Consider the following 12083-nt stretch of genomic DNA (forward strand, 5'->3'; position numbering starts at 1 on the left):
GGCCAGATCCGTATCAAAGCGCGCGAAGGCTGTCAGCGCATCACGCACCATGCTGCGCACATGCTGGCTGAGGTGACGTACCTCGACCATGCCACGTGGACTCTGGCCATTCTCGACCAGCGACAGGGCATTGCGTGCAATCTTGCTCGACTCATCACCGATACGCTCCAGATCAGACGTGGCGCGGATGACAGCCAGCACCAGGCGCAGGTCGGAGGCCGCCGGCTGACGGCGCGCCAATACGCGAGTGCACTCGTCATCGATCTTGAGCTGCATGTCGTTGACGGCCTTGTCATTGTCACGCACACGCGTCGCAAGCTCACTGTCACCTTCCAGCAGCGCGGTGACGGCATCCTGCAATTGCTTCTCTACCAGACCGCCCATGGCCAGCAGATGTGTCTTCAGCGCATCCAGTTCGTGATTGAACTGCTGAGATATGTGCTTGCCGTGCGAATCGCTGGTGATATCCATTACCCTCTCCCGGGAAGTCGTCCGCCGAGGCAGGCGGTCTCTGACATGAATGACATTACAAGTATGGGCCGTGCAGCATGACTTGGCGCAGATGGCTCCCTCTCAGCATGCCAAGGCTTGATGACAGTTTTGTTGCACTGCAGTGAGATAAAACTGTCATCAAGCAGATCTGCCACAAGCCTCCCTCATCCAAAGCGGCCCGTGATGTAGTCCTCGGTCTGGCGACGACGAGGATTGGTGAACAACTGATCAGTTGGCGCATATTCCACCAGTCGGCCATCGTGCAGGAAGGCGGTCGCATCAGAGACGCGCGCAGCCTGCTGCATGTTGTGAGTGACGATGACCAATGTCAGGCGTGAACGCAGCGAGCGGATCAACTCCTCGATCTTGAGGGTCGAGATGGGGTCCAGTGCCGAAGCAGGCTCATCGAGCAACAACACTTCGGGCTCTACCGCGAGGGTGCGGGCGATCACCAAACGTTGCTGCTGGCCACCCGACAAACCCAGCGCGCTGTCGAACAGACGATCTTTCACCTCATCCCACAACGCCGCGGCCCGTAGACAAGCCTCGACCTTATCGTCCAGATGGCGCTTGTCGCGTTCTCCAACGAGGCGCAGTCCGAAGGCGACATTCTCATAGACTGACATCGGGAAGGGGTTGGGCGTCTGGAACACCATGCCCACTCGGCGGCGCAGCATCGGTACATCAACGCCACGCGCATGAATGTCTTCGCCTTCCAATCGGACCTCGCCCGTCAGGCGTGACTGCTCATCGAGGTCCGTCATGCGATTGAAAGTCCGCAGCAGGCTCGATTTGCCACAGCCCGACGGGCCAATGAAAGCCGTGACGCGCTTGCGCTCAATACACAGACTGATGTCATCCAATGCGCTCTGACGACGCCCTCCCCGCGAGTGATAGCCCAGAGAAAGGCCGCGCGTTTCCAGACAGACATCGCCCGCGTCAATGTACGTCGAATCATTGCGCGACGAATCCTCAGCGGGCATCAGCACGTCATCACGGCTCATTCGGTGGCTCCCTTGTAGCGTTGTGCCAGCAGATGTCGCAGGCGAATGGCACTCAGATTGAGGCACAGAATCACGACGACCAGCACCAGTGCGGTCGCGTAGACCAGCGGGCGATTGCTGAAGGCATCGCTGCTCTGAAACGCCAGGTCATAGACCTGATGCCCAAGATGCATGAACTTGCGGTCGAGGTGCAGCCACGGGAAGCTATCATCGACGGGCAGTTCCGGGGCCAGCTTGACCACGCCGACCAGCATCAACGGCGCCACCTCACCCGCCGCGCGCGCCACTGCCAGAATCAGCCCTGTAATCAGCGCGGGCGACGCGGCAGGCACCACCACGCGCCAGAGGGTTTCAAAGCGTGTCGCGCCCAGTGCCAGTGCTCCTTCGCGCAGACGGCGAGGAACACGCGCCAACCCTTCTTCCGTTGCCACGATCACCACCGGCAACGTCAGCAACGACAGCGTCAGTGATGACCAGAGAATACCGCCGGTCCCGAAGGTAGGCGTCGGCAGTTGATCAGCATAAAACAGACGATCTATCCCCGCTCCCACGCCATAGACGAAGAATCCGAGCCCGAAGACGCCGTAAACGATCGACGGCACACCCGCCAGATTACGCAGTGCAATCCTCGTCAGCTGCGTCAGCCGTCCCTGATGCGCGACCTCATGCAGATAAAGGGCCGCCATGACGCCAAAGGGCATCACGATTACCGACATCAAGACCACCATCAGCACGGTGCCGAAGATCGCCGGCCAGGCTCCTTCGCCGCCATCATTGGGCGTGTCCGAGATGAAGTCCGCGAACCGGTTCAGCGTCAGCGACAACCGCCCACCAAAGCCCAGTGCATTGGGCTGCCAGGCGCGCTTGATCTCCTCCAGCGCGATCTGTCCGTCATGGCCGCCGCGACCAGCAAGTTGCAACTGGCCTGCTGTCAACGCATCCCGCAACGACATGAGCTGTTGTTCTCGTGTGATGAGTGCTTGGCGCGCTGCGCTTATTTCTTCCTCAAATTCCGCCGTTACCGTCCCGCTGTCGTGGCGAGCAGCGTACTGCTGCGTGAGCGCCGTCAACTGCTTGCTCAGTTGCTCACCATGGCTGCGCAACGCCGCCAGATTGCGTCGCTGGCTCTCGATATCATCAAGGCGTACAAACAATGGCGTAGCATCTTCTGCCAATGGCTTGCCGCTACCTGATACATCGGTGGTGACAAGCTCGCCTGTCGTGGGATCGCTCAGTGCTTGTGCCATGCCATAGAGCACACGGCCATCGCGCAATTCCAGCGCCAGCGCCTGCTCAGGAAAGGTCAGCGCATTCAGCATGTCCTTGGGTAACCATCGCCAACTAGCGGCGGCGCTCTGCTCGGAAGAGGTCTGTAGCAACCACCATTGCCGAGGCCGGGAAGTACCGCTGGCCGTCTGCACATGACGGACCTCCTCTCGCATCAACTCACCGAGCAGATGCTGACCGTTGCCGATGGCTGCCGAATCGGCATCACTTGTTTCGCTCGTCTGCGTCATCGGTTCAAGCAGCGCTATCTCGACGAGCCGTGAGGGCCAGAAATGGCCCAATGAACCGACCAGTAGCAGGCTGATCAATCCCATCATCAACAACAGCGAGACACTGACGGCCATCGCATTAAGCCAGCCCCAGGGGCCGCCATCGCGCCAGTAACGGGACAGCCGCGCCAACAGGTGCTCCGGTGGGCGTAACAAGGAAGTCTTCGACGGTGTACGTGACGTGTGCGCGTGCCTCATCCCCAACCCCCCCGCGTGGGCGGTGCAAAGCGCTGACGCAGCACTTCGGCGAACGTGTTGACGATGAAGGTGAACAGAAACAATGCCAGTGCCGCGAGAAACAGCAGTCGATAGTGGCTACTGCCGACATCAGCTTCTGGTAGCTCGATCGCGATAGTAGCTGCCAGCGAGCGCAGCCCTTCAAACAGGCTGGCATCGACCAGCGGTGTATTGCCGGCCACCATCAGCACGATCATGGTTTCACCGACCGCACGCCCCATGCCGATCATCAGCGCAGAACACACGCCAACAGCGGCAGCAGGCAAGATCACGCGGCGCAAACTTTGCCACGGGGTCGCCCCCAGTGCAGCAGAGCCTGCGGCAAGTCCTCTGGGCACGGAGGACAGCGCATCTTCACTCAGCGTGAACAGGGTCGGCATCACCGCCAGCCCCAAGGCCATGCCCGTGACCAGAGTATTTCGCTGGGCATAACCAATGCCGTAATGACTGAATAACCACTGCTTGATATCGCCTTCGAACCACCAATGCTCAACATGGTTAGCAATAGTGATATCCAGCCATAGCAGCAGTACCAGCAGCGGGAGCAGCCCGAAAGCGGCCATGTTTTCCGGCAACAATACTCGCCAGTCACGCGGTGCGAGAGTCCACACGAAGCCTGCCACCATGGTACCCAGCGGGATCAATACCAGCCCCAACAACACGGCCATCAATTCGCGCTCGACGAACGGTGCCACCACCAGTGCGGCGATGAAGCCGATCACGACGGTCGGCAATGCCTCCATCATTTCGAGCAATGGCTTGATGCGAGACCGCTGACGCGGTGCCATGAAACAGGACACATGGATCGCACAGCCCAGACCCAGCGGGACAGCGAACAGCAAGCCGACCAGCGCGGCCTTGAGCGTGCCCCACACGATAGGCACCAGCGACAGACGTGGCTCACTACTGCTATCACCCATCTGCCAGATCCACTCCGGTGCCGGGCGCCCTTCATACCAGACCTTGCCAAGCAGCGTGGATAACCCGACATCCGGATGCGGATCGTCGATGACAAGGGCCTGTGCTGTCGTCTCTGTGGGCTTTGCCGCTGCTGTCGATCCTGTCGCTACCAGCTGGTGATCATTGCGACTGAAGGCCAGTGTTACACCCTCGGCAACCGTCTGCGCCGTCAGCCAGTCCTGCACCAGACGCTTGCGTTCTGCAGTCGCCTGATAGAGGCCCAGGCGCCCCGTGGCATCGAGCGCGGCGAAACCGAGACTGCGGTGGGCGGCTGAAAGCGCAACGATGGGCGCGTTCAGTCCGCTATCGAAGGTACCCACGGCGACCAGCGGCAGCGCATGACCAGGCTGCAGATAATGCGTCAGGCCGCCGGTGTCATCGCCAAGAATCAGACTCTCACCGCCACGCAACACACGCAGTGCCGTAATGCGCGCAGGCACATGAGTACCACGACTGATGATATGTGCCAGCGGGCCTTGTTCGTTCGCGACGCCTGCCAACTGCCACTGCTGGAAGTCATGCTCACCGGCCGTGATCAGCAGTCGCCCCGCCATGCTGGCCTGTGCTCCAGCCTTCTCAAGCCATTGCTGCTGCCAGATAGCATCCGAGTCGCTCAACGAGAGCCGTGCCAGCCACAGGCGAGAGCCAGAGGACTCAGGCGCACTCATCCACAGCTGATCATCATTGATCATCAAGTGAGCAGACGAGCGCGATAGCCCTGTGGGAACAGTGAGCGTCGCAAGGCGTTTCACAGTGGGTATCTTTGCAGAGTCATCAATCTGTACGGGCTGCAGCCGGCCATCCGCCAGCCAGATACCGGCCAGCTCCAGCCGCTCGGAGCCGGTCGCGATCAGCGGCGCTGCTGCAGCACGAGCTATAGGCGAGGTCGTGGGTAAAGCAAGTAAGTCAGCCAGTTGTCGAGACTCATCATCGACAGTGGCCGTGATGCCTTGCGGTGTCATCGGTTGAGTGCTGGCCGGCATGAGCAACGGCCATGACACACTGAACAGATAGCTGAGCATCACGATGACCACTGCCATTACGCCAAGACCCGACGCGGTCAGCCATAGGCTGGCCAGACGGTCGCGTCGTAGGCGACGACGCTGCATTCGTGAGGCATCAACTGCCGACATGAATAGGTACCACGCGATAAATTGCACTCAAAAGAGGCCCATCCGATAAGGCGGTGAGCAAGGATTTCAGCAAGATTATGTCCGTAAGATGACAAATAGATGACATGACCGTCTCAACTAGCGGGCACGTTATCCAGCCCCAGTTGCGCGCGCCAGTGATCAAGCTGGCTTTCCGGTAGCGGAACGTAGCCTTCACGCAAGATGGATTGCTGGCCCTGACGCGACATGATCAGTGACAGGAAGGCCTGTTCAAGCGTAGGCAGTGGCTGACCCGGAACACGATTGACATAGATATACAGCGCGCGCGTCAGAGGATAGCGACCATCGCGAATACTTGTACGGCTAGGTGAAATAGCCATCGGGCTCTCTTCTGTACTGACCGGTAGCTGCTTCACCATCGGAGAGGCCGTACTGAAGCTGGCATAGCCGATGCCACCAGGCGTGGCACCCACTGCCTGAATGATGGAGGCCGAGCCCGGTTGCTCACTGACATCAAGCCGGAAGTCACCGCCACACAAGGCAATACGCCGGAAGGCGCCATAGGTGCCAGACGTCGCACTGCGCCCATAAGGACTGATCTGCCGCGCCGCCCATTGCCCGCTCAGGCCAAGATCTCCCCACTCAAGAGACGGCTTGCTGTTACAGGCATGTGTGGCTGAGAAAATGGAATCCAGCTGACGCAGGCTAATTTTCTCTAGTGGATTATCACGATGCACCACGATACCCATCGCATCCAACGCGACCGGAATCCCCAGTGGCGGGTAACCATACTTGTGCTCGAATTCCCTCTGCTCCTGTTCACGCATGGGTCGCGACATCAAGCCAATGCGTGTCGTGCCGGCAACCAGTGCCGGAGGCGCCGTCGAAGACCCTGCTGCCTGTAACTGCACTCGCACTCCGGGATGATAGCGATGCAGCTGCGATGCCCAGCGCGTGACTAGCGAAGACAGGGTATCGGAACCGACAGCCGTCAAGTTGCCAACCACACCCGGCACGGGCCGGTACACTGGAACAGAAGGAGACTCCGGAACAGCCGAGGCAGAAGCAGGCCTTACCACTGTCACTGTCGCGGCGAAGCACACGTAGAACAGGCACAGTAAAGGGGAGCGCACCGGGGGCAGAAAGCGCAAAAGACGCTGCAGCGGGTGACCTGCTGATGACATGACCATGGCTATCCCCAGACTGGGTGATGAAAAATACAGAGACACTCCGGACGCAATAATCGTCCTGACGAACATCATCTAATCGATGATGTCTAATATATGACGTACAAGCTAAGAGTATCCGCCTTTGCTGCGTTGAGGGCCGATGACATTATGCTGCAGTGCAAAAAGCAGCCTGACAGCCCTTCGTCAGGGAGAGTAGGATATAAACCCTAGTGCTCACCCTGTGAGCCTGATGATCCATTACGCCAAGTACCGCCTTGAACATGTCATGCCTGTGGCACAAGGGCCATCATCGCAAGTGCTATAACCATTACTGCCAGCACAATAATTTTCATAACAACAAGATAGCGAGTCACATCATGCAAGCTTTGGATGACGCCCCAACGCCCAATGGCACCCTGACGCTCAAGCTAATTGCCCAGCGTCATGATACCAATCTCTATGGCGATATTAGCGGTGGTTGGTTGATGCATCGTATGGATGAGGCCTGTGAGCTGGCGGCCGGCCGAGTCGCCAATGGCCGCACTGCTACCGTCGCCGTGGAAGGCCTCGACTTCCTGTCGCCGGTGCGTGTTGGCTCGGTCGTCAACGTATTCACTCACGTCGCCGAGGTGGGGCGTAGTTCAATCCGCCTATCCGTCGAGGTCTGGATCCGTCCACCTCAGGAGCGTAATCATCGCGCTCTAACCAAGGTGACAGAGGCATGTTACGTGATGGTGGCACTCGACGAGAATGGCCGTATTCGTGCCGTTCCTGCGGCTCCCGTAGAGCAGTCATCGCTACTGACTCCCCCTCTTCCTTCAGCGGAATGAGGTGAATGCCAGAAGACAAGAAGGCCGCCCCAGATCGGGGCGGCCTTTTATATTATCAATGAGTCCAAGCTCAACAGGGCCTGGCTCAAGACGTCGCATCTTCTCCCAGCACACGGGCACGACCATCGAGATAGCCGCGTTCGCCGGTTCTGGTCCAAGGCGCGATCTTTTGCTGGAAAGCACGGTAGGAGTCATAGACTCGCTTGGCATCGGCGTCTTCGGCGACAAATTCATCCAGCACCTCGTTGGAGGCCTCATACAGCGCAGCATAGACATCGTCCGGGAATTCGCGCAGTTGCACACCATGCTCCTCTACCAGCGAGGTCAGAGCGGTGGCATTGCGTAGCGCGAATTCATCGACCATGGCGTGATTGGCAATCTTGGCCGACTGTATCACCACCTGCTGAAGGTCTTCCGGCAGCGCCTGCCATGCGTCCATGTTGACGGTACCCTCCAGAATTGCGGATGGTTCATTCCAGGCCGGTGAATAGTAATACTTGGCGACCTGATGCAACCCAAAGGCCAGGTCGTTGTAGGGCCCGACCCAATCCGCTGCATCAATGACGCCTGTTTCCATCGCCGTGAATATCTCGCTGCCCGGCAATGTCAGCGTACTGGCGCCAATCCGATTCATCACCTCACCAGCAAGTCCGGGCAGGCGGATCTTGAGTCCCTTCATGTCAGCCAGACTTTTCACTTCCTTGTTGAACCAACCAGCCATCTGCGTGCCGGTATTGCCAACGGCCAGTGGCTTGAGATTATGACGCGCATAAATTTCATCCCACAGCGCCATGCCGTCGCCGTGATACAGCCACGCATTGGTCTCGGTGGTATTCATACCAAAGGGTACGGCGGTAAAGAACTGTGCAGCAGGCACCTTGCCCTTCCAGTAATAGGACGCCGAGTGGCCCATCTGGGCCGTGCCAGAAGACACCGCATCAAAGACTTCCATTGCCGGCACCATCTCGCCGGCGCCGTAGACCTTGACCTGCAGACGGCCACCAGACAGCACGCCAATCAAGCGCGCGAATTCGTTGGCACCCGTGCCTAGCGCCGGAAAGTTCTTCGGCCAGGAGGTCACCATCTTCCAGTGAATGGTCTCAGGTTCGGCAGCCTTGGCCGTGGTAACGAAAGGCGCGGCTGCGATGCCAGCAGCCCCCGCACCGAGAGCTGTGAGAAAATGACGGCGTTGCATGGCACAGTCCTTGTTCGAGTTATTGGTTTTCGAGTTACTGGGCGATACGAATGGCACAATCTGAAAGTAGAGCGTCTACCTCCACTATGCCGTCGCTAATGTACCGCCCACAACTGCACCAAGGCCGTAGTCCGATGCTTTAACTTGCCTCTGCTCAGTCCATATCTTCAGCTCAGCACTTCAAGTTTGGCAAAACCGAGCACCAGCCACTTGTCACCTTCACCTTCGAAGCTGATCTGCACTCGAGCGCGCTCGCCCTGTCCTTCGGCATTGATGACCACACCCTCCCCGAACAGTGATGGCGCACCATGCTGCCCAGTGATAGTGCAGGCATGCCATCGCTGGCATCGACACCTTCCTGACGCGGACCGGACGGACGACGATTCGGAGTCGTACGCTGAGTCGAGACCGGACGCGAAATCTGGCCACGCAAACGAACCTCTTCCAGCAGCTCCTCCGGCAGCTCACGCAGGAAGCGTGAGGGACGCTGGAAGGTTTCCTTGCCGTGCATGCGGCGAAGTTCAGCATAGGTGAGGTAGAGACGCTGCATGGCACGCGTGACGCCGACGTAGCACAGCCGGCGCTCCTCCTCGAGACGACCCGGCTCTTCCAACGACATCTTGTGCGGGAAAAGACCTTCCTCAACACCCGCGACGAAGACCACCGGAAACTCCAGGCCCTTGGCAGAGTGCAGCGTCATCATCTGTACGCATTCTTCGCCTTCGGCAGCCTCATGATCCCCCGCATCCAACGCTGCTTCAGCAAGGAATGGCTCCAGTGCCTCAGCACCTTCACTGACGGCATTCGGGTCCATTCGCTCGCCCTGACTGAAAGCACGACAGGCATTGACCAATTCGGCCAGGTTCTCGAGACGTGCCTGACCCTTTTCGCCCTTCTCGGCGGCGTGATGCTCGCGCAGCGCCGAGACATGGATGACATGTTCGACCAGCTCGTGCAGTGCCATGCCGGCAGTATCATTGTCGAGGCCATCGATGAGATCACTGAAGGCACGCACGGCAGTGGCAGCGCGTCCCTTGAGCGCGCCATCAGCAGCAGCATCGCTCATCGCCTGCCACATCGTGAGATTGCCGTAACGGGCGCGTTCGCGCAGCTGCTCGACAGTCCGCATACCGATACCGCGTGCGGGCACGTTGATCACGCGCTCCAAAGCGGCATCATCTTCGCGATTGTTCATCAACCGCAGATACGCCAGTGCATTCTTGATTTCGAGACGCTCATAGAAGCGCTGGCCACCATAGATGCGATACGGCATACCTTGACGAATCAGCGTCTCCTCAAGCACGCGAGACTGAGCGTTTGAGCGATAGAGAATCGCCACGTCATCACGACTATAACCATGCTCGTTGACCAGCTCACGAATGGTGTCAGCGATGAAGCGTGATTCATCAATGTCATTGAAGCCGGCATAGATGCGAATGCGCTCGCCACGCCCGCTATCGGTCCACAGATTCTTGCCCATCCGCCCGCCGTTGTTGCTGATCAGGGCATTGGCAGCTTCGAGAATTGCGCTGGACGAGCGATAGTTCTGTTCCAGGCGTACCACGCGGGTATTGGCGAACTCATCGGTAAAACGCTGGATATTCTCGACGCGCGCGCCACGCCAGCCATAGATGGACTGGTCATCATCACCCACCACCGTCATGCATTCACGATTGCCAGCCAGCAGCTTCAGCCACGCATACTGCAAGGTGTTGGTGTCCTGGAACTCATCGACCAGGATATGAGCGAAGCGCTCACGATAGTGGTTCAGTAGAGGTGGGGTATCACGCAGCAATTCCAGCGAGCGCAACAACAACTCACCGAAATCCACTAGTCCGCCACGTTCACAGGCTAGCTGATAGAGCTCATACATCTCGACCATCTTGCCCATATAGGCATCGCCGTGGGTCTGCACCTGATGGGCCCGCAGCCCCTCTTCCTTGCAGCCGGAGATGAAGTACTGAACCTGCTTGGGCGGCCAGCGCTCATCGTCGACGTTGTGCTGTTTGAGCAGCCGCTTGACCATCCGAAGCTGATCATCACTGTCGATGATCTGGAAGTGTTCGGGCAGGCGCGCCTCCTGCCAATGAGTGCGCAGCAGTCGGTGACTGATCGAGTGGAAGGTGCCGACCCACATATGACGCAGGCTGGCACCGTTGAGCGCTTCAAGCCGCGTGCGCATCTCGCGGGATGCCTTGTTGGTGAAGGTCACCGACAGGATGGCGTAGGGCGACATCTGATGCTGGTCCATCAGCCAGGCAATACGATGGACCAGTACGCGGGTCTTGCCGGAACCGGCCCCGGCCAGCACCAGCATGTTGCCAGGCGGCGCGGACACGGCCTCGCGCTGATGCGTGTTGAGATGGTCAAGAAGGGGCGATTCAGACATGCAGGGCTCACCACAGGGCAGAGGGTCGAGGATCGGAGCAGCCCGTCAATCGCCGCCCCTGTTCAGACATCCACCTTATCACATGGCTACGCTGTCACTCTCCCCTCTCCACTACCTCTCAAGCGGTGCCCGTTTGATCAATGAGCGTCGAAATCATGCTCATCAAACCTCAGTGTCGCCAAGCTCTTCTTGACTGCTTCAAGCTGCTCCTTGAGCTTGGGTCCCCGAGTCTTGGCAACGCCAACAGCCAGCGTATCGACGATGACCAGGTGTGCAATACGCGAACTCATCGGCGTGTAGATCTCAGTATCTTCATGCACATCGATATGCAGCGGCAGAGTCACCTCATCCGCCAGCGGCGAGCCGCTCGGACACAGACCAATCACTGTGGCACCAGCATCGCGTGCCAGTCTGACACTCGCGATCAACGCCTTGGTGCGCCCGGTCTGAGAGATGGCAACGACGACATCACGTGGCCCTAGCGTCACCGCCGACATGTTCTGCATGTGCGGATCAGTGTAGGCCGCGGTGGAAATCTGCAAGCGGAAGAACTTGTGCTGGGCATCATGTGCCACCGCACCCGACGCACCATAACCGTAGAACTCAACCCGGCTGGCAGAAGCCAATGCGTGGATAGCGCGGGCAACGGCCTCGGCATCCAGACGGTCACGTACTGACAGTAGCGTACCGATGGTGGAGTCGAACAACGCGTGGGAGAACTCCGCCACGCTGTCAGAATCGTTCATCGAGAACTGGGCAAACTGGGTACCCGTCGCCAGACGCTGGGCCAATTGAAGCTTGAAGTCCTGGAAGCCAGCAAACCCCATCGCTCGACAGAAGCGTACGACGGTCGGCTCACTGACAGATGACTCACTGGCCAGATCCACGATCCGCATGTGAATCACTTCCTCCGGATTACGGAGAACATAGCGGGCGACCTTCTGTTCTGAGCGACGGAAATTTTCCATCCGGCTTCTCAGGTCGTCGAAGATGGCATGACTCACGGCACACTCCTTGCAGACATCATAGGCATGCCTGAGCTTACGTCATCCATTCAGGGGTGTCGCCATTGCAGGCAGGCTGTAGTCACAATTTTGTCAAGTGCGCTATAGTAAAACGGTGTGGCGCCAATGAAAGCC

General features: G+C 58.8%; 8 protein-coding genes and 1 pseudogene. 1 reads left to right on the top strand and 8 read right to left on the bottom strand.

Annotation, left to right across the window (positions count from 1 at the left end):
- From phoU to BF12_RS0117205, 5 genes are all read right to left on the bottom strand, one after another.
- Window positions 1-471: phosphate signaling complex protein PhoU (gene phoU, locus BF12_RS0117185; protein WP_024953342.1), on the bottom strand; the 471-nt coding region annotated here is incomplete at its 3' end.
- 185 nt (window positions 472-656) lie between these two features.
- Window positions 657-1475 (bottom strand): phosphate ABC transporter ATP-binding protein PstB, encoded by an 819-nt coding sequence (gene pstB, locus BF12_RS0117190; protein WP_051511136.1) that lies wholly within the window; start codon window positions 1473-1475, stop codon window positions 657-659.
- Window positions 1476-1492: 17 nt separating this feature from the next.
- On the bottom strand, window positions 1493-3208 hold the full coding sequence (pstA, locus tag BF12_RS0117195) for a phosphate ABC transporter permease PstA (RefSeq protein WP_248623750.1): 1716 nt from the start codon (window positions 3206-3208) through the stop codon (window positions 1493-1495).
- Between the two features lie 38 nt (window positions 3209-3246).
- The gene (locus BF12_RS0117200; RefSeq protein WP_035160549.1) at window positions 3247-5382 is read right to left on the bottom strand and encodes an ABC transporter permease subunit; all 2136 of its coding nucleotides are present in this window, start codon (window positions 5380-5382) and stop codon (window positions 3247-3249) included.
- A 113-nt stretch (window positions 5383-5495) separates the two neighbouring features.
- Window positions 5496-6545 (bottom strand): PstS family phosphate ABC transporter substrate-binding protein, encoded by a 1050-nt coding sequence (locus BF12_RS0117205; protein WP_169734551.1) that lies wholly within the window; start codon window positions 6543-6545, stop codon window positions 5496-5498.
- A gap of 362 nt (window positions 6546-6907) precedes the next feature.
- On the opposite strand from BF12_RS0117205, the gene BF12_RS0117210 reads away from it, so the two are divergent.
- Window positions 6908-7360: an acyl-CoA thioesterase gene (locus tag BF12_RS0117210; RefSeq protein ID WP_024953347.1), complete on the top strand. Its 453-nt coding sequence runs from the start codon at window positions 6908-6910 to the stop codon at window positions 7358-7360.
- 85 nt (window positions 7361-7445) lie between these two features.
- Here BF12_RS0117210 and BF12_RS0117215 read toward each other — a convergent pair whose 3' ends face one another.
- The 3 genes and pseudogenes from BF12_RS0117215 to hexR form a co-directional block, all read right to left on the bottom strand.
- A complete protein-coding gene (locus tag BF12_RS0117215; RefSeq protein WP_024953348.1) occupies window positions 7446-8555 on the bottom strand; it encodes a TRAP transporter substrate-binding protein in 1110 nt (369 codons plus the stop codon).
- Between the two features lie 167 nt (window positions 8556-8722).
- Window positions 8723-10944: pseudogene (gene uvrD, locus BF12_RS20795) on the bottom strand (DNA helicase II).
- A gap of 137 nt (window positions 10945-11081) precedes the next feature.
- The gene (gene hexR / locus BF12_RS0117225) at window positions 11082-11948 is read right to left on the bottom strand and encodes a transcriptional regulator HexR (protein ID WP_024953349.1); all 867 of its coding nucleotides are present in this window, start codon (window positions 11946-11948) and stop codon (window positions 11082-11084) included.
- Window positions 11949-12083: the final 135 nt, after the last annotated feature.

The organism is Cobetia crustatorum (assembly GCF_000591415.1).
GTDB lineage: Bacteria > Pseudomonadota > Gammaproteobacteria > Pseudomonadales > Halomonadaceae > Cobetia > Cobetia crustatorum.

What these genes read in the sequence shown, in the direction of transcription:
- BF12_RS0117205 (WP_169734551.1), bottom strand. Translation starts at nt 6,545, where the DNA reads ATGTCATCAGCAGGTCACCCGCTGCAGCGTCTTTTGCGCTTTCTGCCC.
- BF12_RS0117210 (WP_024953347.1), top strand. Translation starts at nt 6,908, where the DNA reads ATGCAAGCTTTGGATGACGCCCCAACGCCCAATGGCACCCTGACGCTC.
- BF12_RS0117200 (WP_035160549.1), bottom strand. Translation starts at nt 5,382, where the DNA reads ATGTCGGCAGTTGATGCCTCACGAATGCAGCGTCGTCGCCTACGACGC.
- BF12_RS0117215 (WP_024953348.1), bottom strand. Translation starts at nt 8,555, where the DNA reads ATGCAACGCCGTCATTTTCTCACAGCTCTCGGTGCGGGGGCTGCTGGC.
- pstB (WP_051511136.1), bottom strand. Translation starts at nt 1,475, where the DNA reads ATGCCCGCTGAGGATTCGTCGCGCAATGATTCGACGTACATTGACGCG.